The sequence below is a fragment of the Curtobacterium sp. P97 genome, assembly GCF_023712445.1.
In the GTDB taxonomy this organism is placed as follows: Bacteria; Actinomycetota; Actinomycetes; order Actinomycetales; family Microbacteriaceae; genus Curtobacterium.
This window is the reverse complement of record NZ_JAMAYF010000010.1, coordinates 28,201-53,755: the sequence shown is the minus strand read 5'-3', so window position 1 is coordinate 53,755 and position 25,555 is coordinate 28,201. Positions and strand designations below refer to the sequence as shown.

Genomic DNA, 25,555 nt, shown 5'->3' with positions numbered 1-25,555 from the left:
TCCCGGGAGCACGAGGACGATGAACGAATCGGTGTACGACATCGAGGCCGGCGACGACCCCGTCGCCGGATGGCACCCCGGACAGCCGGGCAACGAGGTCGGCGGTCGTCGGGCTGCACGGCTCGCTGCCGCTGCTGCGGCCGCTGCGGCGTCGGCGCCCTCGGCGTCGCCGAGCGACCGCTCGCCCGTGCCGACGTCGAGCAGCGCCGTGTACGACCTGTCGACCGAGCCCGCGTGGGGCGCACCGGCGGCGTGGGGCGGCTCGTCCGCGGCTGCGACTCCCGGCGGAACCTCGTGGCCGCCGCCCGCCGGCGACCCCGTCGCCGTCCCGGTCGCGCAGCCGCAGGCCGCGCCGGCCACGCCCCCGGCGGCCGTCCCGCCGTCGACCGCAGCGTACGGCTACGCCGAGACGGTGACCGAGCACCTGCCGGTGGCACCCGCGGTGCCGACCACGAGCCTCCAGGCCGTCACCACCACGACGCAGGGCCGCGCCGTCGACGCCGGCGCGCACCCCGAGATCGGCTTCACGCGCCACGCGCGCGAGGTCGCCGACGCCGACCTCATCACGGCGCTCTCGCAGGTCGTGTACCAGGGGGCCTCGGACCTCCACGTCACCGCCGACGCCCCGCCCACCGTGCGGGTCGACGGCTCCCTGCGGCCCGCGGTCCCCGGGGGACCCTGGGCACGCAACAAGGTGATCGCCGCACTGAAGACCCTGTTGAGCCCGGAGCAGGCCGGGCAGTTCGACCACGAGCAGGAACTCGACTTCGCGTACTCCCTGTCGCCGGAGTTCCGCTTCCGCGTGAACTACTACCAGCAGCGCGGCAACTGGGGCGCGGCCTTCCGCATCATCCCGACGAAGATCAAGACGCTCAAGCAGCTCGGCATCCCGGAGCACGTGGGGGAGTTCGCGAAGCTGCCCCGCGGCCTCGTGCTCGTCACCGGGCCGACCGGTTCCGGCAAGTCGACGACCCTCGCAGCGCTCATCGACCTGGTCAACGAGACCCGAGCCGACCACATCGTGACGGTCGAGGACCCGATCGAGTTCATGCACGACCACAAGAAGGCGATCATCAACCAGCGCGAGGTCGGGGCGGACACGCACTCGTTCGCCGCCGCGCTGAAGCACGTGCTGCGGCAGGACCCCGACGTCATCCTGATCGGTGAGCTCCGCGACCTCGAGACCATCTCCGTCGCGCTCACCGCGGCCGAGACCGGCCACCTCGTCTTCGCGACGCTCCACACGCAGAGCGCTCCGGGCACCATCGACCGCGTCATCGACGTGTTCCCGCCACACCAGCAGGGGCAGATCCGCACGCAGCTCGCGGCGACGCTCGAGGGTGTCGTCTGCCAGACGCTCGTGCCGAAGGCGAACGGCACCGGCCGGGTCGTCGCCACCGAGATCATGCGCACGACGCCGGCGATCGCGAACCTGGTGCGCGAGGGCAAGTCGTACCAGATCACCTCGGCGATGCAGGCCGGCCGCGACGCCGGGATGCACACGATGGACCAGGACCTGGCCGAGCTGGTCAACGTCGGCACCGTCACCCGGGCTGCGGCGATGGAGAAGGTGCACGACGAGGACGGCTTCGACCGGCTCGTGCAGCGTGTCGAGTCGCCGTCCGACTCGTCCGCGGCCGCGATCGCCGCATCCGAGATCGACTTCGGCGACAAGTACTCCGGAGGCCACTGATGTCGCTCGCGTTCGACTACCGGGGCCGCGACGGCGCCGGCAAGCTCGTCAAGGGTCGGCTCGACGCCGCGTCGGAGGGCGCGGTCGTCCAGCGCCTGCGCGGCATGGGCGTCTCGCCGATCGCCATCACCGAGGCGAAGCCCGGCACCGGGCTGCAGACCGAGATCAAGATCCCGGGGCTCGAGAAGGGCGTCGGGCTCAAGGACCTCGCGATCATGTCGCGCCAGGCCTCGACGATGCTCTCGTCCGGGCTCTCGCTCCTGCGTGCGCTGACGATCCTGGCGGGCCAGACCGAGAACAAGAAGCTCAAGGAGATCCTCGGCAAGGTGCGGGACGACGTCGAGCGCGGCGTCTCGTTCTCGGACGCCGTCGCGAAGTACCCGGTCGACTTCCCGCCGATCATGATCAACATGATCCGCGCGGGGGAGACCGGCGGATTCCTCGACCAGGCGATGGACTCGATCGCGACGAACTTCGAGAAGGAGCACAAGCTCCGGTCGACGATCAAGTCGGCAATGACCTACCCGGTCGTGGTGCTCGTGATGTCGCTGCTGGCAGTCGTCGTCATGCTCGTCTTCATCGTGCCGATCTTCCAGGACATGTTCGCGTCGCTCGGTGGGCAGCTGCCGTTGCCGACCCGGATCCTCGTGCAGCTCTCGCACGCGATGCGCTGGGCCGGACCGATCCTGGCGGTACTCGTCGTCGTCGGGTGGCTCTGGTACCGGGGGAACAAGAACACGGACCGCTTCCGGGCGTTCCGGGACCCGATCCTGCTGCGGATGCCGGTCTTCGGGCAGCTGACGAAGAAGATCGTCATCGCCCGGTTCGCCCGGAACTTCTCGAACATGATCGGGGCCGGCGTCCCCATCCTGCAGGCATTGAAGATCGTCGGAGAAGTATCCAACAACTTCGTCGTGCAGAAAGCGCTCGACCGGGTCGCGGAAAGCGTCCGGAAAGGCGAATCGATCGCCGAGCCGCTGGCAAAGGAGAACGTCTTCCCGCCGATGGTCGCGCAGATGATCGCGGTGGGCGAGGACGCCGGTTCGCTCGAGGTCATGCTGGAGAAGATCGCAATCTTCTACGACTCCGAGGTGGAATCGACCACGGAATCCCTGACGTCGCTCATCGAGCCGTTGCTCATCGCATTCCTCGGCGTCGTGGTCGGCGGCATGATCGTCGCGCTCTACCTGCCGATCTTCCAGATCTCCTCGCTCGTCAAGTAACTCGACGGCGCACGCCCTCCGTTCGGGGGTCGGTCAGGAATTCCGCACCCCCGGTACTGGGGGCATTTCGCAGCACGGATCACCCCCGTTCTCGGGATTATGCCCGGAAAGTGCCGTCAATACGCTTGCCAGCGGCGGCGGAGCAGTCTGCGGCACAACCCCCATCGCATTCCCGAGAAGAACGGAACCACCATGTACTTCGCTCTCATGGGCAAGCTCGACGCTCGCCGCAAGGGCCTCCTCGAGGACAAGGAGAAGGGCTTCACGCTCATCGAACTCCTGGTCGTCGTGATCATCATCGGCATCCTCGCCGCGATCGCCATCCCGGTGTACCTGAACGTGCAGAACAACGCGAAGGACGCGTCGGTGAAGTCCGACCTGGCGAACGCGAAGACGGCGGTCATCGCGTTCCAGACGGACAAGAACGGGACGCTGCCGACCAAGGTGCAGTTCGACGACGGCACGACGCTCGTCCCTTATGGGTACACAAAGAGCACCGGAACGACCTTCGACTACAAGCCGGGTGCGTCGGCCGACTCCTTCTGCATCGGCGGACAGGGCGCGACGGCCAAGCCGTTCAACATCACCGCGACCACGGCTGCTACCGACGGCGCTTGCAAGTAACCGCACAACAACTCCGGGAGGCGCCTCACTGTGGTGGGGCGCCTTCCGCCCTCTGACCACGACCGAGGAGGTGACCGTGATCCGCACCCTGCAGCGCGTCCTGCGCCCGGTCGACCCGACGACCCGCGAGTCGGGCCTCTCGGTCATCGAGGTCATGGTCGCCATGATGGTCTTCGCCGTGATGAGCGTCGGGATCGCCTACGGCATCGCGAACACCCTCCAGCTCACCCAGACGAGCCGTGGCCGCGAGACCGCGGTGGCGCTCGCCTCGCAGGACATCGACTCGATGCGGCAGACGGCCGCCGCGACGACCGCCGGCATCTTCAAGGTCATCAGCAAGGACGGGGCGGTCAACACGAAGACCCTCGGCGGCGTGACCTACCAGATCGACCGGTCGGTGCGGTGGGTGCAGAGCGACGGTGCGAGCGGCGCGTGCGGCACCTCGAACGGCAAGCTCGCGTACAAGAGCGTCGTCGCGACGGTGTCCTGGCCGAACGCCCGCGGCGGTACGTCCTCCACGTCGATGACCTCGGCGATCGCCCCGAGCGACGCCGTCACGGACCCGGGCTACGGCACCGTGATCGTCTCGGTCGCGAACGCGTCCGGTGCGCCGTTCGCCGGCGTGACCGTCTCGTTGACGCCGATCTCGGGCAGCGGCGCCGTCGCACCGAGCACCTCCCCGCTGCCGACCGACTCCCAGGGCTGCTCGTACGCGGTGAACGTGGCGCCGGGTGACTACACCGTCACCGCCAGCGTCGCGGGCGGCATCGACACCGACCAGAAGCAGCCCTCCCAGCAGACCCCGATCACCGTTGCCGCCGGCGCGAGCGCCCCCGTCCCGTTCGTCTACGACCGCGCGAGCCGACTGACGCTCGGGTACGCGCAGTCCTACGGGGCGACGCTCCCCACGAACATGCCCACGGTGCTCTCGAGCACCGGCGGCGGGCTCGACACGGTGACGCCCTGGGACACGACGAGCACGACGCTCGCGATCACCTCGACCTCGACGCCCTCGCTCCCGGTCTTCCCCTTCACCTCCGGGTACACGGCCTACGCCGGCCCCTACTCGAACAGCCCGAACGCCAGGGTCAACTGCCTCAGCCCGAGCCCCGCCGCGTGGACCACGCCCAATGCGGACGGAGCGGTCGGAGCCACCCTCGACGTGATCACGACGAGCGCGGGTGAGCCCTCGAGCGGTTCCGTGCGCATGGGTGTCGCGACGGTCAAGGGCGTCAAGGGGCGCTACGTCACCGCGGTCTCCTCCGCGAACCCCGGTCCGGGCGATCCGGGCTGCGCAGCGGGCATGACGATGAAGTTCCCGGTGTCGTCCGCGGACACCGCCACCATCGCCCTGCCCTTCGGCACGTGGACCATCTCGTCCGGCACGACGTTCGGGTCGACGTCGCGCAACGAGATCGCCACGAACGCCTCCAACGTCGCGCCGGTCACGCCCGGGACGGTCAACAGGAAGACCGCGCTCATCGTCATCAGCTACGACAACACGCTCACCCTCGACCCGCGCGGACAGACCTCGTGATGCGGGTGCTCCGTCGCTTCCGGCACGAGGACGACGGCGTCGGGCTCATGGAACTCATCGTCGCGATGAGCATCTCGATGGTGATCCTCGTCGCGGTCGGGGGCTTCTTCACCGCGACGCTGCGTGCCGGGTCGACGAACACCCGGTCCGACCAGAACGCGCGATCGGCGTCGGTCGTGATGAACTCGCTCACCCGCTACGTGCACGCGGCGAGCCTGCTGCCGAAGGCGGACGGCACCTACGCGTCCGCGGTGACCCAGGCCGACGGTTCGAGGATGACGTTCACCGCCTTCGTGAACCTCGACGGCAACGCAACCGACGTCCCGGTGCAGGTGCGGTACTCGCTCAACGGGGCGAAGGGCATCGTGCTCGACCGGTGGACGGGCACCACGACGAAGGGCTTCACGACCTTCCCCGCACCGACGCAGCCGCCCACCACCTCGACCGTCCTCGGCGGAGCGGTGTCCTCCCCGACCGGGGACGGCGACCCGCTCTTCACCTACCTCGGTGCGAACGGGACTCCGCTGCCGACCCTCGCCGACGGTTCCCTGGCCACGACGCAGCTCGGAGCGGTCCGCGCCGTCCGCGTGAACCTCGAGCTCGGAGCCCCCACGGCGGACACCCCGGGCAACACCCACATCCAGAACACGCTGTACCTCTTCAACGTGGCGTACGGCACGAACTCCGGAGCGACACCGTGATCGGCCGGATCAGCGCTGCCCTCCGCCGCGCGCACGGGGACGAACGGGGCATGGCCCTGGCGAACGTCGTGATCTTCGGCACGGTCATGCTCATGCTCGTCGCGACGATGGTCGCGGTGTCCACCTCGGGGGCGGTGAAGTCGGCGACGGACCGGAACTTCCAGAACGCCATGGCCGCGGCGTACGCCGGCCTGGCCGACTACCAGTCGAAGCTGTCCAACGACAACGGCTACGCGCTCTACGGCAACGCGGCAGCACAGTTCAGCAAGACGAGCGGGTCGACGTTCACCGGCGACGACAAGAACACCGCCTTCACCAGCAGCGGCTCGCAGTGGGCGTCCGTCGTGGGCTCCACGGACCAGTTCTTCCGGTACGAGGTCGACAACGCCGACTACTCGTCGAAGGGCGTGCTCCGGGTCCGCGTCACGGGGAAATCCGGCGGGAGCGTCCGGTCGCTCGTGGCGAACCTCAAGGGCGACGGCTTCATCAACTACCTGTACTTCACGAACTACGAGTCGTCGAGTCCGTCGATCTCCGGCAGTGACTGCACGACCGCCTACCAGTGGCAGGGAGGCGTGTCGAACAGGTGCCAGGCCGTGCAGTTCGCCGGGACCGACGTCCTCAACGGCCCGATCCGGACGAACGACGTCTTCACGGCGGCGTGCGCGACGACCTTCAACGGCAGCGTCGAGCAGCACGACACGTGGGTGCGTCCGTCCAGCGGGACCTGCAGCGGCCAGTTCCTCGGTGGTGACCCGTCACCCGTGCCGTACCTGGGGCTTCCGGCGCTGAACTCGAACATGTCCCAGGAGACCCGCGTCGACATCCCCGCCACCGTCCCGCGTCCCGGCTGCCTGTACACGGGCCCGACCCGGGTGACCTTCCTCGGAGGCGGCAAGATGACGGTCTGGTCGCCGTGGTCGAAGGCGACGCAGATCCGGGTGGACAGCCAGTCCGGCGAGGTGTCCGCGAGCGCGGACACCGCGAAGGCAGCGTCGCTCTGCGGGTCGATCGACGCCCTGCAGAGCCAGGGCGGCGCGACGATCCCCACGCTGCCCGCGAACCTCGTGTACGTGCAGGACGTCCCGTCGGCGACGAACAACGTGAACACCTGGTCGGGGACCTTCCCGTCGAAGTACACCAACACCTACTGCACGACGACGGTCACGGTCGGGGCGAACGGCCGGGCGACGACGAAGGCGAACCAGCCGTTCAGCAACGGCATGGGCTACCCGGCCGCAGGGGAGTGGGTGAACGGCCGCAGCGCCGGCCGCAACAACACGACGCAGGCCGGTTCCGCGCCGGACACCTACTCGTGCACCGCCGGCGACGTCTTCGTCAGTGGCCCGTTCGCCGGCGCGATGACGATCGCCTCGTCGGGCACGATCTGGGCGACCGGCAGCGTGACGTACGACGACCCCACCACCGACATCCTCGGCCTCGTCGGCCAGAACGCGGTCGAGGTGTACAACCCGACCAAGTGCACCTCCTACGCGTCCGACGGCACCGCCTGCAACAACTCGGGGATCGCCCTGCTGAACCGCTCGACCGGGGACGGCATCACCATCAGCGGTGCCATCGCCAGCAACGCCGGGACGTTCTGGAACCAGAACTACGACGTCGGACCGAAGCTCGGCGTGCTCAAAGTCGTCGGCTCCATAGCGCAGAACTGGCGCGGACCGGTCGCGACCACCGGGAACACCGGGTTCTCGAAGAACTACGTGTACGACCAGCGGCTGCTCACCACCGCCCCGCCGAAGTTCCTGCAGCCCGTCTCGACCTCGTACGGCGTGACGACGCAGGTCGAGGTGCAGTCCGCGTACCAGGTCGACGGTGCGTGCGCGAGGACGAGCACGGGAGCCTGCCGGTGAGCGCCGCCTGGGTCCTTGCCGCCCTGGCCGGTGTGCTCGGTCTGGCGATCGGCTCCTTCCTCAACGTCGTCGTGCACCGTGTCCCCGCCGGCATCTCCGTCGTCGCGCCGGCGAGCGCGTGCCCGCGGTGCGACCACCCGATCCGCAGACGGGACAACGTCCCGGTCCTCTCGTGGCTGCTGCTGCGCGCGCGGTGCCGCGACTGCGCCGCTCCCATCTCGGCCCGCTACCCCGCGGTCGAGGGCGCGACCGCGGTCCTGTTCGTGCTCGTCGCCCTCGTCGTCCCCCAGCCGCTCGGCGCCACCACCGTCGGCGAGGCCCTCGGTCGGACCGTGATGCTCGCCGCCCTGCTGTTCCTGATGGCGGTGAGCGTCGCGCTCTCGCTGATCGACCTCGACACGCACCGGCTGCCGAACGCCGTCGTCTACCCGGCTGCCGTCGTGCTGCTGGTGCTCCTCGGCGCGGTGTCCGCGGTGTCCGGGGACTGGGGCGCCCTGCTGCGCGGTCTCCTCGGCGCCGTCGTGCTCGGTGGTGCGTACCTGGTCCTGGCGCTCGCGGTCCCCGGGGGGATGGGGCTCGGCGACGTCAAGCTCGCCGTGGTCCTCGGCCTCGTGCTCGCGTACCTCGGATGGGGACCCCTCGCAGTGGGAGCTTTCGGCGGCTTCCTCGTCGGCGGTACGGTCGCGATCGCACTCGTCGCCGTCGGTCGCGCACGGATGGGCAGCGGAGTCCCCTTCGGGCCGTCGATGCTCGTCGGCGCCTGGATCGGCATCGTCCTCGGCGCACCCCTCTGGTCGGCCTACCTCGGGCTCCTCGGCCTCTCCTGACCCTCAACGAAAGCAGCACCATGGGAAAGAGCATCGTCGGCGTCGACATCGCCGCGTCGTCGATCCGCGCGGTCGAGGTCGGGGACGCCGACCGTGACCGCCCCGTCGTCCTCCGGGTCGCCGAGGTGCCGACACCCGAGGGTGCGGTCAGCCGCGGCGAGGTGCTCGAGCCGAACACGGTTGGGGCCGCGCTGCGGCAGCTCTGGTCGGTCGGCAGGTTCCGGTCGCGCGACGTCGTCCTCGGCATGGGCAACCAGCGGGTCCTCTCGCGTGACCTCACCGTGCCGCACGCTCCGCTCGCGCAGATCCGCGAGAGCCTCCCCTTCCACGTGCAGGACATGCTGCCGGTGCCGGTGGGGGACGCGATCCTCGACTTCTACCCGGTCAGCGAGGGTGTCGACGAGACCGGTCCGGTGATCAAGGGCCTCCTGGTCGCGGCGATCAAGGACGCCGTGCTCGCCAACGTGCGCGCCGTGCGGCTCGCGGGCCTCAACCCCGTCGGTGTCGACCTCATCCCGTTCGCGCTCACCCGGGTCCTGAGCCCGACGCAGGCGCAGCACGGCACCATCGCGATCATCCAGGTCGGTGCGGACACCACGAGCGTCGTGCTCGCCACGGACGGCGTGCCGCAGTTCGTGCGGATCATCCCGTCCGGCGGGGACGACATCACCCGGTCGCTCGCCGGTCGACTCGACATCCCCTTCGCCCAGGCCGAGGCGGTGAAGCGGCACTTCGGCATCGGACCGGGGGCCCGCACGCCGGACGACGTCCGCGCCGTCGCGGCGGTGTTCGACACGGTGAACGAACTCGTGACGAGCCTCCGCAACACCATCAACTACTACGTCAACACCCGTCCGGACGAGGTCGTCGCCGGGATCGCCCTCGTGGGCGGCGGCGCGCAGCTCATCGGGCTGCGCGAGGCACTCGCCGACACGACACACCTGCCGGTCTCGACCCCCTCCGCCTTCCGCGGTGCGGGCTTCGGGCGGGCGGTGCGCGAGGAGGACGTCCTCGCGCACGGCGACTCGGTGGCGGTCGCGTACGGACTCGCGGTGGGGAGCAAGGCAGCATGACCAGCACAGAGGAACGCACGGACGCGACGCAGGGTCGTCGGGGTCGGGCAGGCCGTCGAGCGGCTGCGGACTCGACCGCGGGGCGCACGCCCCGCGTCGACCTCCTGCCCGCGGAGGTCTACGTCGAGCGTCGGCAGCGCGCGGTCACGCGTCGCGCCTGGCTCGGTGTCGTGGTGGCGGCAGCCGCCGTCGTGCTCGCGAGCGGCGGGGCGATGGCGCACCAGATGGCCACGGCGGCGGCGCTGACCGCGGCGCAGGGTGAGACCACGACGCTCCTCGCCCAGCAGCAGCGGTACGCGGAACTGCGTGCGGCAGAACGCGACACCGACCTCCTCGACTCCGCCCGCGCCGTCGGCGGGTCGACGGAGGTCGACTGGGACGGCACGCTCGGCGGCATCCGGGACGTCCTGCCGGCAGACCTCGCGATCAGCGGGATGACCATCGCGTCCGCGACCGTGACGGAGCCGTTCGGGCAGCCGGCGGACGCAGGACGCACGCCGAGGGTCGCCACCCTCACGCTGACCGCCCGGTCGACGACGATCCCGTCCGTCCCGGACTGGACCTCGCGCCTGTCCGGGACCACCGGCTACCTGGACTCGTCGATCTCGTCGATCTCGTACGACGAGGACCGCGGCGAGTACACCTCCGTGATCGAGCTCGAGCTCGATGCGCGGGCCTACGACGGCAAGTACGAGAAGGACGCCGACCGATGACGAAGCACCACCTGTCCCTCGTGATCGCGCTCGTGGTCTGCGCGGTCGTCCTGGCCGGGGGCTGGTTCCTCGGTGTGCAGCCGCAACTCGCGGCGGCGTCGTCGAACCAGGCGCAGCAGAGCACCATCGACGCGACGAACGACAAGAACCGTGCGGAGCTCACGCGGCTCGCCGCGGCGTTCGCCGGACTCGACGCCACGAAGGCCGAACTGGCGCAGCTCCGGGCATCGGTGCCGTCGACGACGGACAGCGAGTCCTTCGTCCGGCAGATCGACGCGAACGCCGCCGCGGCCGGCGTCCAGGTCACGAACGTCACCATCGGGGACGCCACCGCCTACGCCCCCGCCACCGAGCCCACGGCGGAGAAGACGGCAAACGCGGCGCCGTCCGCGGCCGCGACCTCGAGCACCGACGAGGACGTGCCCTCGGCGCAGCCGGCGACCGACCCTGCGGTCACCGACGCGAACTTCTCGCTCGTCCCCGTGACGGTGGCGGTGCAGGGGTCGTACGACCAGGCGCTCGCGTTCACGAAGGCGATGCAGTCCGGGTCGCGGCTCTTCCTGGTCTCCGGCATCGCGGCCGCGAGCGAGGAGGAGGACGACGCGCCCCCGATGGAGTCGCAGTCCTGGTCGCTCTCCGGATCGGTCTACGTCTTCACGGACACCTCGTCGACCGCCTCGGCGAACGGCTGACACCCCCTCCGCAGAGCCCCCCCGCGAAGTGGGTGCGACACGCCACGCCGCACCCACTTCCGCGACACCCGTCGGTGTGCCTACGATGCTCCCGACGCCGCACTCGCGGCTGCTCACACCCCTCTCGGACGGTCGCCTCAGGACGGCCGTTCCTCGTCGTGCCCGGAGTCGCGCGTGTTGGTCGGAATCGTGGAGTTCCTCGGCTGGTTCGGAGCCGTAACCGTCCTCGCAGGTTACCTGCTGTTCTCACTGGGCAAGATCCCGAACGGGCCGCTCTACCAGTCCCTCAACCTGGTCGGCGGCCTCTCCGTCGCCGTCAACGTCGCTGCGCACCACGCGATCCCGTCGACGATCGTGAACGGTATCTGGGCGGTCATCGCGGTGGTCGTCCTGGTCAGGATGGGCCGCGCACGTCGGGCCGCCGGGAACCAGGCTTCGGCCCTGCCGAGCGCGTCGGCCCTGCCGAGCGCGTCGGCCCTGCCGACGGCGCCGGTCCTGCACAGCGAGCCGCCGACGACGACGGCGGTCCTGCCGGTCGTCGGGCCGGCCCTGCGCGACCACGAGGCGGAGCCGGGGGAGCGCGACCGCGGTGAGTCGCGCCTCCAGGACGGCACAGTGACGGCCCCCGTCGCTCCCATGACGGAGTCCGTCCCCGTCATCACGGCGACCATCGCGCTCGCGCTCGTCGCGGCCGCGCAGCACCAGGCGACCCAGGGCGGCCCCGCGCAGCACCACGTGGCTCAGGACGACTCGGCGCAGCACCGGGCGACCCAGGACGACTCCGCGCAGCGCCAGGCGACCCAGGGCAGCCCCGCAGCGCAGGGACCCCAGCACGCGCAGGAGCACGCCGCACGGTGACGTGACGGCGCCGCGACCCGCCACCCAGGGTGCCCGGCAGTAGCATCGAGCCATGTCCCGGTGGCTGATCGCGACGATGACGTCGGTCCTCTTCATCGCGCTCGTCATCGCGGTGACGGGCTTCGAAGCCCTGCTCGCCGACGTCGAGGCGATCCCGCAGCCGGACGCGAGTCCCTACCTCGGCCCCACGATGGTGGTCGCGGCGGCCGCGGTCGTGTTCCTCGCCACCGCCGCGGGCATCCGCGAGGGCAACCCGGGCGTCACCGGGCTCGTCGCCGCTGCCGGTACGTACCTCGTCATGCTCGGCACGGGTGCGATCGGGTACTCGATGACGCGGGGCGACGGTACCGAGCTCCTCGTGTTCCCGGCGGGGTCCGCGTTGAGCCCGTTCGTCGTGGGGTCCGTCGTCGTGGCGCTGCTCTGCGTCGTCGGCGGCGTCTCCGCCGCCCGCTACCAGGCCCGGCAGCGTCCGGCGGGCGCGACCCCCGGCGTGGAGGGCGACCGCCGCTAGGAGTCACCCGCGCGCTCGGCGCCCCCGGCCGTCGCGCGCCGTGCATGCGTGCGCCCCCGACCCCGCTCCGACTCCGGCCCGCGCTCCACAGCGCCGGCCACAGCCCCGGTCCCGCGGCGCCGGTCGGCGGTAGGATCCGGGGGCACGCAACAGGCACGACGGGGGACGCATGACCGACCATGAGCCGGACGGGTGGGCACGTGTCCCGCACGTCGACACGATCCGCGGGACGCAGGAAGCACCGGTCCCGGCGGCCGTCCCCGTTGCACGACGGCCTCGTCGCCGGATGCGCCGCGGCGCACTGGTCGGGATCATCGCCGGCGGTGCCGCCGTGGTCCTGCTGCTCGCGACGGGGGTCGTCGGGTACGCGCTCCAGTCCTCCTCGCACTCGGCCGACCGGCCGGTGCGGGCCTTCCTCGACGACCTGACCGCCGGTCACGTCGACGACGCGCTGCGTCTGGCGGGTGTCGACCACGACGACGAGGACGTCCTGCTCACCGACGCCGCCTACGCGAAGGCGACCGACCGGGTCACCGGGTACCGCATCGCGGCCACGCGCACCGACGGCGACACCGCGACCGTGCGTGCCTACCTCCGTCAGGGCGGCCGGGACGTCGCCTCCACCTTCACGCTCGACCGCACGGCGACCGACTGGGGGGTCTTCCCGGTGTGGGAGCTCGAGGCCCCCGACCTCGGCCGGGTGCAGGTCTCGGTGCGCGGCCCCGGCGGGACCCCGGTCGAGGTCGCGGGCCAGCGTGTCCGGACGTCCGACGACGGCATCGCGAACCTGACCGCGCTGCCCGGGACGTACGACGTGACCGTCGACGGCGGGAAGTGGTTCACGGCAGAGCGCGCCTCCGCTCGTGTCCCCGGGTTCAGCGGGACCGGTTCGGTGCCGGTGTCCTTGACGACGGAGCTCACCGACGACGGCAAGCAGGCCGCGGAGCAGGCGGTCGACCGCTGGGTGGACGGCTGCATCGCCTCCACCGACCCCGCCCCCGCGGGCTGCAGCTTCTACGCCTACGGCGAGGACCCGGCGTACACCTACACCAACCAGAAGTGGACGCTCGAGCAGCGCCCGGAGGTCACGGTCGGCGGTTGGCTGTCGCGCGGGTGGACGATCTCGACGACGACGCTCGGCCGTGCCACCTTCACCGCGGACATCTCCGGACCCGACGGCGTCGGCACGGCCACGGCGGGGCCGATGAACGTGAACGCGAGCGGGTACGTGTCGGGCTTCTCCGACGACGGCGCCACCTTCGAGTCCGCCGTCGGCAACGGGTCGTCGGACTCGGGTTCCTGACGCGGACCGGCCCGGACCCGCGGTCGACGGCCGGGAGGCCCGCCCCGCCTCCGCCGCGACCGGTGCGGTCCGGTACGGGGCCGGCCTGGCGCGTCGGCGGGTCGCTCGGAGCGCGACGCGCCCGGATTGATTTCGCCGTGTGACGCGGGTAGTCTCTACCGGGTGTGCGCTCTCGGGCGCGCCCGAAATCCCGGGTCACCCTCGTCGTCCTCGACGAGACCGTACCGGGTCATCCATCCCACGACCTCCCCTCCGCCGTCAGGCGGTGATCAGCGTGGGATGAGGAAGCCGACGGAAGGCGTCGGCCAGAACACGAGCGAAGAACCAGGAGAACAGTTGCCTACCATCCAGCAGCTCGTTCGCAAGGGTCGTACGCCCAAGGTCGTCAAGACCAAGGCGCCGGCACTGAAGGCGAACCCCCAGCAGCGTGGTGTCTGCACCCGCGTCTACACCACCACCCCCAAGAAGCCGAACTCGGCCCTGCGCAAGGTCGCTCGTGTCAAGCTCTCGAACGGCACCGAGGTCACGGCCTACATCCCCGGTGAGGGCCACAACCTGCAGGAGCACTCGATGGTGCTCGTCCGCGGCGGTCGTGTGAAGGACCTCCCCGGTGTGCGCTACAAGATCATCCGCGGTGCCCTGGACACCCAGGCCGTCAAGAACCGTAAGCAGGCCCGCAGCCGCTACGGCGCGAAGAAGGGTTGAGTTAGATGCCTCGTAAGGGTCCCGCCCCGAAGCGTCCCGTCGTCGCCGACCCGGTGTACGGCGCGCCGATCGTCTCGCAGCTCGTCAACAAGATCCTCCTGGACGGCAAGAAGGGCCTCGCCGAGCGCATCGTCTACGATGCACTCGAGGGCGTCACCGCCAAGAACCAGCAGGACGCCGTCGCGACGCTGAAGAAGGCGCTCGACAACGTCCGTCCGACCCTCGAGGTCCGCAGCCGCCGCGTCGGTGGCTCGACCTACCAGGTCCCGGTCGAGGTCAAGCCGCACCGCGCGAACACCCTCGCGCTCCGCTGGCTCACCTCGTACGCCAAGGCCCGTCGCGAGAAGACGATGACCGAGCGTCTCATGAACGAGATCCTCGACGCGTCGAACGGTCTCGGTGCCGCGGTCAAGCGCCGTGAGGACACGCACAAGATGGCCGAGTCGAACAAGGCCTTCGCCCACTACCGCTGGTAAGTCCGGCGCTGGTAGTCCCGGCTCCGGGTGGGTGCCGGCGGTCATGAACCGTCGGCGCCCACCCGGACGCCAACCTCTCCTACAACTCTTCCGGAGGAACCTGTGGCACAGGACGTGCTCACCGACCTGAACAAGGTCCGCAACATCGGCATCATGGCGCACATCGATGCCGGCAAGACCACGACGACCGAGCGCATCCTGTTCTACACGGGCATCACGCACAAGATCGGTGAGGTCCACGACGGCGCCGCGACGATGGACTGGATGGCGCAGGAGCAGGAGCGCGGCATCACGATCACGTCGGCCGCGACGACCTGCTTCTGGGACAACAACCAGATCAACATCATCGACACCCCCGGTCACGTGGACTTCACGGTCGAGGTGGAGCGCTCGCTCCGCGTCCTCGACGGTGCCGTTGCCGTCTTCGACGGCAAGGAGGGCGTCGAGCCCCAGTCCGAGACCGTGTGGCGTCAGGCGGACAAGTACGACGTCCCGCGCATCTGCTTCGTCAACAAGATGGACAAGCTCGGCGCTGACTTCTACTTCACCGTCGACACGATCATCAACCGCCTCGGTGCGGAGCCGCTCGTGCTCCAGCTCCCGATCGGTGCCGAGAACGACTTCGTCGGCGTCATCGACCTCATCGAGATGCACGCCAAGGTCTGGCCCGGCGACGCCAAGGGTGACGTGACCATGGGCGCCCAGTACGAGGTCCAGGAGATCCCGGCGGACCTCCAGGACCGCGCCGAGGAGTACCGCGCGAAGCTGATCGAGCGCGTCGCCGAGACCGACGACGCCCTGCTCGAGAAGTTCTTCGGTGGCGAGGAGCTCACCAAGGACGAGATCAAGGGCGCGATCCGCAAGCTCACGATCGCCTCCGAGGTCTACCCCGTCCTCTGCGGCTCGGCCTTCAAGAACCGCGGCGTCCAGCCGATGCTCGACGCGGTCATCGACTACCTCCCGTCCCCGCTCGACGTGCCGCCGATGATCGGCCACGACGTCAAGGACGAGGAGAAGGAGATCATCCGCAAGCCCGACGCCACCGAGCCGTTCTCGGCCCTGGCGTTCAAGGTCGCGGTGCACCCCTTCTTCGGTCGTCTGACCTACGTCCGCGTGTACTCCGGCTCGATCGAGTCCGGTGCCCAGGTCATCAACTCGACCAAGGGCAAGAAGGAGCGCATCGGCAAGATCTTCCAGATGCACTCCAACAAGGAGAACCCGGTCGACAACGTCACCGCCGGTCACATCTACGCGGTCATCGGCCTCAAGGACACCACCACCGGTGACACCCTGTGCGACCCGTCGGACCAGGTCGTCCTCGAGTCGATGACGTTCCCGGAGCCGGTGATCGAGGTCGCCATCGAGCCGAACACGAAGGCCGACCAGGAGAAGCTCTCCACGGCCATCCAGAAGCTCGCGGAAGAGGACCCGACGTTCCGCGTCGAGCTCAACGCCGAGACCGGTCAGACGACGATCAAGGGCATGGGCGAGCTCCACCTCGACATCCTGGTCGACCGCATGAAGCGCGAGTTCAAGGTCGAGGCGTCCGTCGGCAAGCCGCAGGTGGCCTACCGCGAGACCCTGACCAAGGTCGTCGAGCGCTACGACTACACGCACAAGAAGCAGACCGGTGGTTCCGGCCAGTTCGCGAAGGTGCAGATCGCCCTCGAGCCGATGGAAGTCACGGCCGAGAAGGTCTACGAGTTCGAGAACGCCGTCACCGGTGGTCGCGTCCCGCGTGAGTACATCCCGTCGGTCGACGCCGGTATCCAGGACGCCATGCAGGTCGGCATCCTCGCCGGGTACCCGACCGTCGGCGTGAAGGCCATCCTCAAGGACGGCGCGGCGCACGACGTCGACTCGTCCGAGATGGCGTTCAAGATCGCCGGTTCCATCGCCTACAAGGAGGCCGCCCGCAAGGCCGGCCCCGCCATCCTCGAGCCGATCATGGCCGTCGAGGTGCGTACTCCCGAGGAGTACATGGGCGACGTCATCGGTGACCTGAACTCCCGTCGTGGCCAGATCGCCTCGATGGAGGACGCCTCGGGCGTCAAGGTGGTCCGCGCGAGCGTGCCGCTGTCCGAGATGTTCGGCTACGTCGGGGACCTCCGGTCCAAGACCTCTGGTCGTGCGGTCTACTCGATGACCTTCGAGACCTACAGCCAGGTCCCGGCCAAGGTCGCCGAGGAGATCATCGCGAAGAACAGCGGAGAGTAACGCTCCGGCGTTCTCTCCACAGGCGAGGGTGCCCGGCGACGGGCCCCTCGTCACCAAGTACAGTTAGACACACACCCTGCTCGCCAACGGTCGTCAGACCGGGGGCGTGCTCTCCGAGTCCTGAGGAGGACCCACAGTGGCCAAGGCCAAGTTCGAGCGGACCAAGCCGCACGTCAACATCGGAACCATCGGTCACGTCGACCACGGCAAGACCACGCTCACGGCGGCGATCACCAAGGTTCTGCACGACCAGTACCCGGACCTCAACGAGGCCCGTGACTTCGCTCAGATCGACAGCGCTCCCGAGGAGCGCGACCGCGGCATCACGATCAACATCTCCCACGTCGAGTACCAGACCGACAAGCGCCACTACGCGCACGTCGACGCTCCGGGTCACGCCGACTACGTGAAGAACATGATCACCGGTGCGGCGCAGATGGACGGCGCGATCCTCGTGGTCGCCGCCACCGACGGCCCGATGCCCCAGACGCGTGAGCACGTGCTGCTCGCCCGCCAGGTCGGCGTCCCCTACATCGTCGTCGCGCTGAACAAGTCCGACATGGTGGACGACGAGGAGATCCTGGAGCTCGTCGAGCTCGAGGTCCGTGAGCTCCTCGGCTCGCAGGAGTTCGACGAGGACGCCCCCGTCGTGCAGGTCTCGGCGCTCAAGGCGCTCGAGGGCGACGAGAAGTGGGTCAAGTCCGTCCAGGACCTGATGTCCGCCGTCGACGAGAACGTCCCGGACCCGGTGCGCGCCACCGACCAGCCGTTCCTCATGCCGATCGAGGACGTCTTCACGATCACCGGTCGTGGCACCGTCGTCACCGGTCGTGTCGAGCGTGGCACGCTGGACCTCAACTCCGAGGTCGAGATCGTCGGCATCCGCCCGACGCAGAAGACCACGGTCACGGGCATCGAGATGTTCCGCAAGCTGCTGGACAAGGCTGAGGCGGGCGACAACACCGGTCTCCTCATCCGTGGCCTCAAGCGCGAGGACGTCGAGCGCGGCCAGGTCGTCGTGAAGCCGGGTTCGGTCACGCCGCACACCGAGTTCAAGGCGAACGCGTACATCCTGACCAAGGAAGAGGGCGGTCGTCACAACCCGTTCTACGCGAACTACCGTCCGCAGTTCTACTTCCGCACCACGGACGTCACCGGCGTCATCACGCTGCCCGAGGGCACCGAGATGGTCATGCCCGGCGACACCGTCGCCATGTCGGTCGAGCTGATCCAGCCGATCGCGATGGAGGCCGGCCTCCGCTTCGCCATCCGTGAGGGTGGCCGCACGGTCGGCGCCGGTACGGTCGAGGAGATCGTCAAGTAACTCCCGGTTCTCCGGAAGACACTGCGTCAGCGGGGTCGGGCCTTCGGGTCCGGCCCCGCTTCGTCGTTGCCGGCGGCCTTCTGGTCTCCTCCGGGAGCGTTCCCGGTGACGGGTCACAGGCGCTGACGGGCAACATCGTCGGAGTGACCCGTCTCCGCCGCTCCGCGACCAACGGTCGTGGCTACCACCGTGTCCGCAGCGGCAAGGGCTTCTCGTACCGCGACCCGGACGGGAAGACCGTCACGGACGAGGCCGTCCGGCAGCGCCTCGAGGACCTCGTGATCCCGCCGGCCTGGGACGACGTGTGGATCTCGCCGTACGAGAACGGGCACATCCTCGCGACCGGCAAGGACGGCGTCGGCCGCCGCCAGTACATGTACCACCCCGGCTGGCGCGAGCGGATGGACCGCATCAAGTACGACCGCGCGCTGGCCCTGGCGGAGTCGCTGCCGTCTGCACGACGGATGGTCACGCAGGACCTGCGACGGCCCGAGCCCGACCGCCGACGTGCCCTCGCCGCGGCCTTCCGGATGCTCGACCAGGGCTCGCTCCGGGTCGGGTCCGAGCGGTACGCCACCGAGCACGGCAGCCGCGGGCTGTCGACGCTGCTCTGTGCGCACGCGCACGTGTCGGGCGACGACATCGAGCTCGACTTCCCGGGCAAGAGCGGCCAGGAGTGGTCCTCGACCATCCACGACCACGACCTCGCGCGGGTGATCGCCGGGATGAAGCGGCGTGGCCCGAACGCCCGCCTGCTGTCGTTCCGCGACGGACGGGGTGCGGAGTGGGAGCCCCTCGCCGCCGAGGACATCAACGAGTACGTGAAGGAGCGCGCCGGCGACGAGTTCACGGCGAAGGACTTCCGCACCCTGCACGGCACGGTGGCCGCCGCCGTGGACCTCGCGCGCACCGGACCCCAACCCAGCGAGGCGAAGCGCAAGAAGGCCGTCTCGCACGCCGTGAAGGCCGCGAGCGAGGAGCTGGGCAACACGCCGACCGTGTGCCGGCAGAGCTACATCGACCCGCGGCTGCTCGACGCGTACCAGCACGGCGAGACCATCGACCCCGAGCGCCTGCACGCAGCCGAGTCCGAGGTGCGTGCCCTGCTCTACCGACAGTGACGGAAGGGGGCGGATCATGACGTACGGTTGGACACCGTGCCCGACCTCCCCCACCCGGGCACGGAAGGACCCCTCCCAGTCGTGACCGACGAGTGCATCCACGGTTTCCCCACCGAGCTCTGCGACATCTGCTCCCCCCGACAGGCCGAGGTGCCTGCCGTCCCCACCACGCCGACGCCCCGTCGGACCCGCATCACCACCGACCTCCGCTCCACCCCGGCCCCCGCGCGCGGCTCGTCGTCGCTCCGGTCTCCCGCGGCTCCCGAGCTGCCGGAGCCCCGCGTCTTCGCGTCGCTCCGCGCGCACCACGCCACCCACGTCGACAACCTGTCGTCGATCGTCGCCGAGGGTGCGATCCTCGCTGCCGACGCGGCCGCCCCGGTCGTCGACGTCAGCTCGGCCGAGACGCGGGCCGCCCGCGCCGAGGCGAGTGCTCCCGACGGCGGACCCGTCTCCGGGCACGTGCCCTTCACCCTCTCGCCCGACGCCACCCGCTGGGACGAGCTCCGTCACGGTGCCGAGGGCACCCGGTGGTCGGACGCCGCCCGCCGCACCCGCGCGACCGAGTACGTCGTGCTCGTCGTGCCGGTGTCCGCGTTCGGCGCGTCGGTGATCGTGGCCGACCAGGACGCCGACGCCGACGACGTGCGGTTCGCCGTCGGTCCCGAGGCCGCGACGAACCTGATCCGCCGGACCGACTTCACCGACCCGGACATGCACGGGCTCGAGCTGCTCGCCGGTCCCCGGGTGCCGTTCTCGTCCGTCGCCGTGATCGGTGTGCCGAACGACCGCGTCCGACAGCAGGTCAAGTCGCTGCTCGCGCAGCACCGGGTCACCGGGCCCCGCGTCGCGGTCTTCCCGCCCTGGTTCGTCCCGCCCGTGCCCGAGGAGTTCTGACCGGGTCGGACGACCTCCCCACCATCGTGCCCGCGCGGCCGCGCCGAGCGGGCCCCCCGCGGGGCCACGATCGGTTCCACAGGGCTCGCCGCGCTGCCCGGTCCTCCTGCGCCGTGCCGAGCGGGCTGCTTCCGTCGCGCTCGGCACCTCGACGCGACCGATCCCGCCCGCCCGCCGCCCGCCGCGCACCGCGCGGCGTGTCCTGCCCGCTCGCGGAGCGACGGGGGCTGCACTTGCACCCGCCTGACCGGGGTCGGCCGCACTGGCACCCGCCGGACCGACGTCGGCCGCACTGGCACCCGTCGGACCAACAACGGCCGCACCGGCGCCCGCCGGACCGACGCCGGCGTGCCCGATCCCGGCCACCGGAGGCGCCGCCGCGAGCACATCGAGCACCTCGGGAACGCGCCCGACGCGCCCGGGGTGCGCCGTGCCTCCAGGCCGACCGGAACCCCGCCGTTCCGGGGGAGCGGCCCCTCTCGCACCCCACCGGACCGGGCGACACGCCCGGGTTGCACGCACGGACGTGCTGTGCGAGACTTGTCCGGTTCCGAATTCCGCGGGCGTTCGCGCGCGCAGGATCACTGCTCTGGCAGTGCACAACCCCTCCGTCCAGCGGAGCTGGGTTGGGCCGCAGGCAGCAGAACACGATCGAGTCCCTCGTGAGCGCCTGGCCACTGCTGTGTCCAGGTGTGGGGGAAGCGACATGCCCACGCTGGACGGCCACGGTCGCCCTGCGCGGTTGACAGGAGAACAGCGGTCATCCCCCGAGGATGCGGCCGGTTGGTTCAGGAAAACAGCCAAGCCCTGCAGGAATGCACGGTGACGGCGGCGTCAGGCGGCCCGAGGGTGCGCGGCGCAGAGAGGACAGAGAGACACATGGCGGGACAGAAGATCCGCATCCGGCTCAAGTCGTACGACCACGAGGTCATCGACACGTCGGCCCGGAAGATCGTCGACACGGTGACCCGTGCCGGTGCGACCGTGGTCGGCCCGGTGCCGCTCCCCACCGAGAAGAACGTGGTCACCGTGATCCGTTCGCCCCACAAGTACAAGGACTCGCGCGAGCACTTCGAGAAGCGCACGCACAAGCGGGTCATCGACATCGTCGACCCGACGCCGAAGGCCGTCGACTCGCTCATGCGACTCGACCTCCCGGCTGACGTCAACATCGAGATCAAGCTGTAAGGGGGACCGACCAATGGCGAACTCAACCAAGACCGTCAAGGGCCTCCTCGGCAAGAAGCTCGGGATGACCCAGGTGTGGGACGAGAACAACAAGTTCATCCCCGTCACCGTGATCGAGGTCGGCCCGAACGTGGTCACCCAGATCCGCAACGTCGAGCGCGACGGCTACGAGGCGATCCAGATCGCCGCCGGTGCCATCGACCCGCGCAAGGTGAACAAGCCGGCCGCCGGTCACTTCGAGGCTGCCGGTGTGACCCCGCGTCGCACCCTCACCGAGATCCGCACCAACGACTCCGCCGAGTACACGCTCGGCCAGGAGCTCACCGTCGACACCTTCGAGGCCGGCCAGAAGGTCGACGTCGTCGGGACGTCGAAGGGCAAGGGCTTCGCCGGTGTCATGAAGCGCCACGGCTTCGCCGGTGTGTCCGCTTCGCACGGTGCCCACCGCAACCACCGCAAGCCCGGTTCGATCGGTGCTTCGTCGACCCCGTCGCGTGTCTTCAAGGGCATGCGCATGGCGGGCCGCATGGGTGGCGAGCGCGTGACCGTCCTCAACCTCACGGTGCACGCCGTCGACGCCGAGAAGGGTCTGCTGCTCGTCAAGGGCGCCGTCCCCGGTGCGCGCGGTCGCTCCGTCTTCGTCCGCACCGCCGTGAAGGGTAAGTGATCATGGCCACCGAGACCGCAACCACGATCGACGTCCTCGACGCGACCGGAGCCGTCGCCGGCAGCATCGAGCTGCCCGCCGCGCTCTTCGACGTCGAGACCAACGTCCCGCTGATCCACCAGGTCGTCACCGCGCAGCTCGCCGCCGCGCGTCAGGGCACCCACAAGACCAAGAACCGCGGCGAGGTCCGCGGTGCTGGTCGCAAGCCGTTCAAGCAGAAGGGCACCGGCCGCTCCCGTCAGGGTTCGGTCCGCGCTCCGGAGCACACCGGCGGTGGCGTCGTCCACGGACCGACCCCGCGCGACTACTCGCAGCGCACCCCGAAGAAGATGATCGCCGCAGCCCTGCTCGGCTCGCTCTCGGACCGTGCCCGCGGTGGCCGCATCTCCGCTGTCGAGTCCTTCGTCGCGGCCGAGGTGCCGTCGACCAAGACCGCTCGCACGCTCATCGAGAAGGTCGCGCCCGTCAAGAACGTGCTCGTCGTGCTCGAGTCGGACGACGAGCTCACGCTCAAGTCGATCCGCAACCTGCCGGGTGTCCACGCACTCTCGTACGGCCAGCTCAACGCCTACGACGTGCTCAAGTCGGATGCCCTCGTCTTCAGCAAGAGCGCACTCGACGCCTTCATCGCGTCGAAGACCGCGAAGGAGATCTCCGCATGAGCGGCTTCAACAAGGACCCGCGCGACATCATCATCTCGCCGGTCGTCTCGGAGAAGAGCTACGGCCTGATCGACCAGGGCAAGTACACGTTCATCGTGGACCCCCGCTCGAACAAGACCGAGATCAAGCTCGCCATCGAGAAGATCTTCGACGTCAAGGTCGCGAGCATCAACACGCTGAACCGTCCGGGCAAGACCCGTCGCACGAAGTTCGGCCTGGGCAAGCGCAAGGACACCAAGCGCGCCATCGTGACGCTCAAGTCCGGTTCGATCGACATCTTCACGGCTGTCGGCTGAGGACCAGAGGGATAAATCATGGCTATTCGTAACTACAAGCCGACGACCCCCGGTCGTCGCGGCTCGTCGGTCGCCGACTTCGCTGAGATCACCCGTTCGACGCCGGAGAAGTCGCTGCTTCGTCCGCTGCCGAAGACCGGTGGCCGCAACAGCTCGGGCCGCATCACCACCCGCCACATCGGTGGTGGCCACAAGCGCCAGTACCGCGTGATCGACTTCCGTCGTCACGACAAGGACGGCGTGGACGCCAAGGTCGCACACATCGAGTACGACCCGAACCGCACCGCGCGCATCGCGCTCCTGCACTACGTCGACGGCACGAAGCGCTACATCATCGCGCCGAACAAGCTCAAGCAGGGCGACGTCATCGAGCAGGGCCCCGGCGCCGACATCAAGCCCGGCAACAACCTGCCGCTGCGCAACATCCCCGTGGGTACGGTCATCCACGCGATCGAGCTCCGCCCCGGTGGCGGCGCGAAGATGGCGCGTTCGGCCGGTGCCTCGGTCCGTCTCGTCGCCAAGGACGGCCCCTACGCGCAGCTCCGCCTGCCGTCGGGCGAGGTCCGCAACGTCGACGCCCGCTGCCGCGCCACGATCGGCGAGGTCGGCAACGCCGAGCAGTCCAACATCAACTGGGGCAAGGCCGGCCGCATGCGCTGGAAGGGCGTCCGCCCGACCGTGCGTGGTGTCGCGATGAACCCGGTCGACCACCCGCACGGTGGTGGTGAGGGCAAGACGTCCGGTGGTCGTCACCCGGTCAGCCCCTGGGGCCAGGCCGAGGGTCGTACGCGCAAGCCGAACAAGCCGAGCGACAAGCTCATCGTCCGTCGCCGTAACGCCGGCAAGAAGCGCAAGTAGGAGTTCAGAAGATGCCACGCAGTCTGAAGAAGGGCCCCTTCGTCGACGAGCACCTGCTCCGCAAGGTCGTCACGCAGAACGAGGCCAACACCAAGAACGTGATCCGCACCTGGTCGCGTCGCTCGATGATCGTCCCGAACATGCTCGGACACACGATCGCCGTGCACGACGGCCGCAAGCACATCCCGGTGTTCGTCACCGAGTCGATGGTCGGTCACAAGCTCGGCGAGTTCGCGCCGACCCGCACCTTCCGTGGTCACGTGAAGGACGACAAGAAGGGCCGTCGCCGCTAACGCGGCGACGCAGAGGAGGAACGAAATGGTGGAGTCGATCGCACGCGTGCGACACATCCGCGTCACGCCTCAGAAGGCCCGTCGCGTCATCGAGCTGATCCGCGGCAAGCAGGCCCACGAGGCCCTCGCCATCCTGAAGTTCGCCCCCCAGGGCGCTTCGGAGCCCGTGTACAAGCTGGTCGCCTCGGCGATCGCGAACGCACGTGTCAAGGCGGACTCGACGAACAGCTTCCTCGACGAGCGCGACCTCTACGTGAGCCGCGTCTTCGTCGACGAGGGCACGACCCTGAAGCGGTTCCAGCCGCGTGCCCAGGGCCGCGCCTTCCGCATCAACAAGCGCACCAGCCACATCACGGTCGTCCTCGCGACGCCGGACGAGGCCGAGGCTGCCGCGACGAGCAAGAAGGCGAGCAAGTAATGGGCCAGAAGGTCAACCCGTACGGCTTCCGTCTCGGGATCACGACGGACCACGTCTCGCACTGGTTCACCGACAGCACGAAGGCCGGTCAGCGCTACGCCGACTACGTGGCCGAGGACATCAAGGTGCGCGAGTACCTGAAGAAGACCCTCGACCGCGCCGGTGTCGCCCGCATCGAGCTCGAGCGCACCCGTGACCGCGTCCGCGTGGACATCCACACCGCGCGTCCGGGCATCGTCATCGGTCGCCGTGGCGCCGAGGCGGAGCGCGTCCGTGGCGAGCTCGAGAAGCTCACCAAGAAGCAGATCCAGCTCAACATCCTCGAGGTCAAGAACCCCGAGACCGAGGCCCAGCTCGTCGCGCAGGGCATCGCCGAGCAGCTCTCCGCTCGTGTCGCGTTCCGTCGCGCCATGCGCAAGGGCCTGCAGGGTGCACAGCGTGCCGGCGCCAAGGGTGTCCGCATCCAGGTGTCGGGCCGTCTCGGCGGCGCCGAGATGTCCCGCTCGGAGTTCTACCGCGAGGGCCGCGTGCCCCTGCACACGCTCCGCGCGAACATCGACTACGGCTTCTACGAGGCCCGGACCACGTTCGGCCGCATCGGCGTGAAGGTCTGGATCTACAAGGGCGACATCACGAACAAGGAGCTCGCTCGCGAGCAGGCGAACCAGCGTTCGTCGCGCCCCGAGCGTCGTGGCGGCCCGCGTGGCGAGCGCGGCGACCGTGGGGACCGCCGTGGCGGCGACCGCGGCGGCCGTCAGCAGCAGGCTCCGCAGGACGCGCCGGCCGGCGCAGGAGTTGAGGCGTAAC

At 69.6% G+C, this 25,555-nt stretch carries 27 protein-coding genes; all 27 read left to right on the top strand.

All coding sequences use genetic code 11. The features are described from left to right. The first annotated feature begins 19 nt into the window (after window positions 1-19). The 27 genes from M3677_RS11900 (at window position 20) to rpsC (ending at window position 25,554) form a co-directional block, all read left to right on the top strand. Window positions 20-1,693: a type IV pilus twitching motility protein PilT gene (locus M3677_RS11900; protein ID WP_285844739.1), complete on the top strand. Its 1,674-nt coding sequence runs from the start codon at window positions 20-22 to the stop codon at window positions 1,691-1,693. Beyond that, entirely contained in the window at window positions 1,693-2,916 is a 1,224-nt protein-coding gene (locus tag M3677_RS11895; protein ID WP_081985133.1) for a type II secretion system F family protein, read from the top strand. Before M3677_RS11900 ends, M3677_RS11895 begins: the two co-directional genes overlap by 1 nt. Window positions 2,917-3,108: 192 nt before the next feature. Next, the gene (locus tag M3677_RS18465; protein ID WP_307810419.1) at window positions 3,109-3,540 is read left to right on the top strand and encodes a prepilin-type N-terminal cleavage/methylation domain-containing protein; all 432 of its coding nucleotides are present in this window, start codon (window positions 3,109-3,111) and stop codon (window positions 3,538-3,540) included. 76 nt (window positions 3,541-3,616) lie between these two features. Then, complete coding sequence (locus tag M3677_RS11885; RefSeq protein WP_209684899.1) at window positions 3,617-5,077, top strand: hypothetical protein; 1,461 nt, start codon at window positions 3,617-3,619, stop codon at window positions 5,075-5,077. Continuing rightward, entirely contained in the window at window positions 5,077-5,778 is a 702-nt protein-coding gene (locus M3677_RS11880; protein ID WP_066657061.1) for a type II secretion system protein J, read from the top strand. Before M3677_RS11885 ends, M3677_RS11880 begins: the two co-directional genes overlap by 1 nt. 50 nt (window positions 5,779-5,828) lie before the next feature. After that, window positions 5,829-7,649 carry a hypothetical protein gene (locus M3677_RS11875; protein ID WP_251160645.1) on the top strand — a complete coding sequence of 607 codons (1,821 nt, stop codon included), beginning with the start codon at window positions 5,829-5,831 and terminating at the stop codon, window positions 7,647-7,649. Then, window positions 7,646-8,476: an A24 family peptidase gene (locus tag M3677_RS11870; protein ID WP_251155193.1), complete on the top strand. Its 831-nt coding sequence runs from the start codon at window positions 7,646-7,648 to the stop codon at window positions 8,474-8,476. Before M3677_RS11875 ends, M3677_RS11870 begins: the two co-directional genes overlap by 4 nt. A gap of 20 nt (window positions 8,477-8,496) precedes the next feature. Continuing rightward, complete coding sequence (gene pilM / locus M3677_RS11865; protein ID WP_066657057.1) at window positions 8,497-9,549, top strand: type IV pilus assembly protein PilM; 1,053 nt, start codon at window positions 8,497-8,499, stop codon at window positions 9,547-9,549. Continuing rightward, window positions 9,546-10,262 (top strand): hypothetical protein, encoded by a 717-nt coding sequence (locus M3677_RS11860; protein ID WP_251155194.1) that lies wholly within the window; start codon window positions 9,546-9,548, stop codon window positions 10,260-10,262. The genes pilM and M3677_RS11860 overlap by 4 nt, the downstream gene beginning before the upstream one ends. Continuing rightward, the gene (locus M3677_RS11855; RefSeq protein ID WP_251160644.1) at window positions 10,259-10,954 is read left to right on the top strand and encodes a hypothetical protein; all 696 of its coding nucleotides are present in this window, start codon (window positions 10,259-10,261) and stop codon (window positions 10,952-10,954) included. Before M3677_RS11860 ends, M3677_RS11855 begins: the two co-directional genes overlap by 4 nt. A gap of 174 nt (window positions 10,955-11,128) precedes the next feature. Further along, entirely contained in the window at window positions 11,129-11,812 is a 684-nt protein-coding gene (locus M3677_RS11850) for a hypothetical protein (protein ID WP_251160643.1), read from the top strand. Between the two features lie 52 nt (window positions 11,813-11,864). Beyond that, on the top strand, window positions 11,865-12,323 hold the full coding sequence (locus M3677_RS11845) for a DUF6121 family protein (protein WP_066657046.1): 459 nt from the start codon (window positions 11,865-11,867) through the stop codon (window positions 12,321-12,323). 169 nt (window positions 12,324-12,492) lie between these two features. Continuing rightward, window positions 12,493-13,626 carry a hypothetical protein gene (locus M3677_RS11840; RefSeq protein ID WP_251160642.1) on the top strand — a complete coding sequence of 378 codons (1,134 nt, stop codon included), beginning with the start codon at window positions 12,493-12,495 and terminating at the stop codon, window positions 13,624-13,626. A gap of 336 nt (window positions 13,627-13,962) precedes the next feature. Beyond that, window positions 13,963-14,331 (top strand): 30S ribosomal protein S12, encoded by a 369-nt coding sequence (gene rpsL / locus M3677_RS11835; RefSeq protein WP_058728453.1) that lies wholly within the window; start codon window positions 13,963-13,965, stop codon window positions 14,329-14,331. A gap of 5 nt (window positions 14,332-14,336) precedes the next feature. Then, the gene (gene rpsG / locus M3677_RS11830) at window positions 14,337-14,807 is read left to right on the top strand and encodes a 30S ribosomal protein S7 (protein WP_058742332.1); all 471 of its coding nucleotides are present in this window, start codon (window positions 14,337-14,339) and stop codon (window positions 14,805-14,807) included. Window positions 14,808-14,909: 102 nt separating this feature from the next. Beyond that, window positions 14,910-17,024, top strand: a complete 2,115-nt coding sequence (gene fusA, locus M3677_RS11825; protein ID WP_066657042.1) for an elongation factor G — start codon at window positions 14,910-14,912, stop codon at window positions 17,022-17,024. A 136-nt stretch (window positions 17,025-17,160) separates the two neighbouring features. Next, window positions 17,161-18,348 carry an elongation factor Tu gene (tuf, locus tag M3677_RS11820; RefSeq protein ID WP_058728450.1) on the top strand — a complete coding sequence of 396 codons (1,188 nt, stop codon included), beginning with the start codon at window positions 17,161-17,163 and terminating at the stop codon, window positions 18,346-18,348. A 143-nt stretch (window positions 18,349-18,491) separates the two neighbouring features. After that, window positions 18,492-19,469 (top strand): DNA topoisomerase IB, encoded by a 978-nt coding sequence (locus M3677_RS11815; protein WP_066657035.1) that lies wholly within the window; start codon window positions 18,492-18,494, stop codon window positions 19,467-19,469. Between the two features lie 81 nt (window positions 19,470-19,550). Then, window positions 19,551-20,366, top strand: a complete 816-nt coding sequence (locus M3677_RS11810; protein ID WP_066657034.1) for a DarT ssDNA thymidine ADP-ribosyltransferase family protein — start codon at window positions 19,551-19,553, stop codon at window positions 20,364-20,366. Between the two features lie 879 nt (window positions 20,367-21,245). Then, the gene (gene rpsJ, locus M3677_RS11805; protein ID WP_022903286.1) at window positions 21,246-21,554 is read left to right on the top strand and encodes a 30S ribosomal protein S10; all 309 of its coding nucleotides are present in this window, start codon (window positions 21,246-21,248) and stop codon (window positions 21,552-21,554) included. Window positions 21,555-21,567: 13 nt separating this feature from the next. Further along, complete coding sequence (rplC, locus tag M3677_RS11800) at window positions 21,568-22,221, top strand: 50S ribosomal protein L3 (protein ID WP_022903285.1); 654 nt, start codon at window positions 21,568-21,570, stop codon at window positions 22,219-22,221. A 2-nt stretch (window positions 22,222-22,223) separates the two neighbouring features. Then, the gene (gene rplD, locus M3677_RS11795) at window positions 22,224-22,883 is read left to right on the top strand and encodes a 50S ribosomal protein L4 (RefSeq protein ID WP_066657033.1); all 660 of its coding nucleotides are present in this window, start codon (window positions 22,224-22,226) and stop codon (window positions 22,881-22,883) included. Next, entirely contained in the window at window positions 22,880-23,179 is a 300-nt protein-coding gene (gene rplW, locus M3677_RS11790; protein ID WP_058742338.1) for a 50S ribosomal protein L23, read from the top strand. The genes rplD and rplW overlap by 4 nt, the downstream gene beginning before the upstream one ends. Before the next feature lie 18 nt (window positions 23,180-23,197). After that, window positions 23,198-24,037: a 50S ribosomal protein L2 gene (gene rplB, locus M3677_RS11785; RefSeq protein ID WP_058728264.1), complete on the top strand. Its 840-nt coding sequence runs from the start codon at window positions 23,198-23,200 to the stop codon at window positions 24,035-24,037. Between the two features lie 11 nt (window positions 24,038-24,048). Continuing rightward, the gene (gene rpsS, locus M3677_RS11780; RefSeq protein WP_017885529.1) at window positions 24,049-24,330 is read left to right on the top strand and encodes a 30S ribosomal protein S19; all 282 of its coding nucleotides are present in this window, start codon (window positions 24,049-24,051) and stop codon (window positions 24,328-24,330) included. A 25-nt stretch (window positions 24,331-24,355) separates the two neighbouring features. Further along, window positions 24,356-24,748 carry a 50S ribosomal protein L22 gene (rplV, locus tag M3677_RS11775; RefSeq protein ID WP_056121420.1) on the top strand — a complete coding sequence of 131 codons (393 nt, stop codon included), beginning with the start codon at window positions 24,356-24,358 and terminating at the stop codon, window positions 24,746-24,748. Continuing rightward, window positions 24,748-25,554, top strand: a complete 807-nt coding sequence (gene rpsC, locus M3677_RS11770; protein WP_066657031.1) for a 30S ribosomal protein S3 — start codon at window positions 24,748-24,750, stop codon at window positions 25,552-25,554. The genes rplV and rpsC overlap by 1 nt, the downstream gene beginning before the upstream one ends. The last annotated feature ends 1 nt before the right edge of the window (window position 25,555 follow it).

Bases quoted from the DNA above. Each gene is read 5' to 3' on its own strand.
- rplD (WP_066657033.1), top strand. From the start codon at position 22,224: ATGGCCACCGAGACCGCAACCACGATCGACGTCCTCGACGCGACCGGA.
- rpsS (WP_017885529.1), top strand. From the start codon at position 24,049: ATGCCACGCAGTCTGAAGAAGGGCCCCTTCGTCGACGAGCACCTGCTC.
- M3677_RS11840 (WP_251160642.1), top strand. From the start codon at position 12,493: ATGACCGACCATGAGCCGGACGGGTGGGCACGTGTCCCGCACGTCGAC.
- M3677_RS11875 (WP_251160645.1), top strand. From the start codon at position 5,829: ATGGCCCTGGCGAACGTCGTGATCTTCGGCACGGTCATGCTCATGCTC.
- M3677_RS11895 (WP_081985133.1), top strand. From the start codon at position 1,693: ATGTCGCTCGCGTTCGACTACCGGGGCCGCGACGGCGCCGGCAAGCTC.
- M3677_RS11855 (WP_251160644.1), top strand. From the start codon at position 10,259: ATGACGAAGCACCACCTGTCCCTCGTGATCGCGCTCGTGGTCTGCGCG.
- rplV (WP_056121420.1), top strand. From the start codon at position 24,356: ATGGTGGAGTCGATCGCACGCGTGCGACACATCCGCGTCACGCCTCAG.
- rpsC (WP_066657031.1), top strand. From the start codon at position 24,748: ATGGGCCAGAAGGTCAACCCGTACGGCTTCCGTCTCGGGATCACGACG.
- rpsJ (WP_022903286.1), top strand. From the start codon at position 21,246: ATGGCGGGACAGAAGATCCGCATCCGGCTCAAGTCGTACGACCACGAG.
- rpsG (WP_058742332.1), top strand. From the start codon at position 14,337: ATGCCTCGTAAGGGTCCCGCCCCGAAGCGTCCCGTCGTCGCCGACCCG.
- rplB (WP_058728264.1), top strand. From the start codon at position 23,198: ATGGCTATTCGTAACTACAAGCCGACGACCCCCGGTCGTCGCGGCTCG.
- M3677_RS11845 (WP_066657046.1), top strand. From the start codon at position 11,865: ATGTCCCGGTGGCTGATCGCGACGATGACGTCGGTCCTCTTCATCGCG.
- M3677_RS11860 (WP_251155194.1), top strand. From the start codon at position 9,546: ATGACCAGCACAGAGGAACGCACGGACGCGACGCAGGGTCGTCGGGGT.
- rplC (WP_022903285.1), top strand. From the start codon at position 21,568: ATGGCGAACTCAACCAAGACCGTCAAGGGCCTCCTCGGCAAGAAGCTC.
- M3677_RS11900 (WP_285844739.1), top strand. From the start codon at position 20: ATGAACGAATCGGTGTACGACATCGAGGCCGGCGACGACCCCGTCGCC.
- M3677_RS11880 (WP_066657061.1), top strand. From the start codon at position 5,077: ATGCGGGTGCTCCGTCGCTTCCGGCACGAGGACGACGGCGTCGGGCTC.
- rplW (WP_058742338.1), top strand. From the start codon at position 22,880: ATGAGCGGCTTCAACAAGGACCCGCGCGACATCATCATCTCGCCGGTC.
- pilM (WP_066657057.1), top strand. From the start codon at position 8,497: ATGGGAAAGAGCATCGTCGGCGTCGACATCGCCGCGTCGTCGATCCGC.
- M3677_RS18465 (WP_307810419.1), top strand. From the start codon at position 3,109: ATGTACTTCGCTCTCATGGGCAAGCTCGACGCTCGCCGCAAGGGCCTC.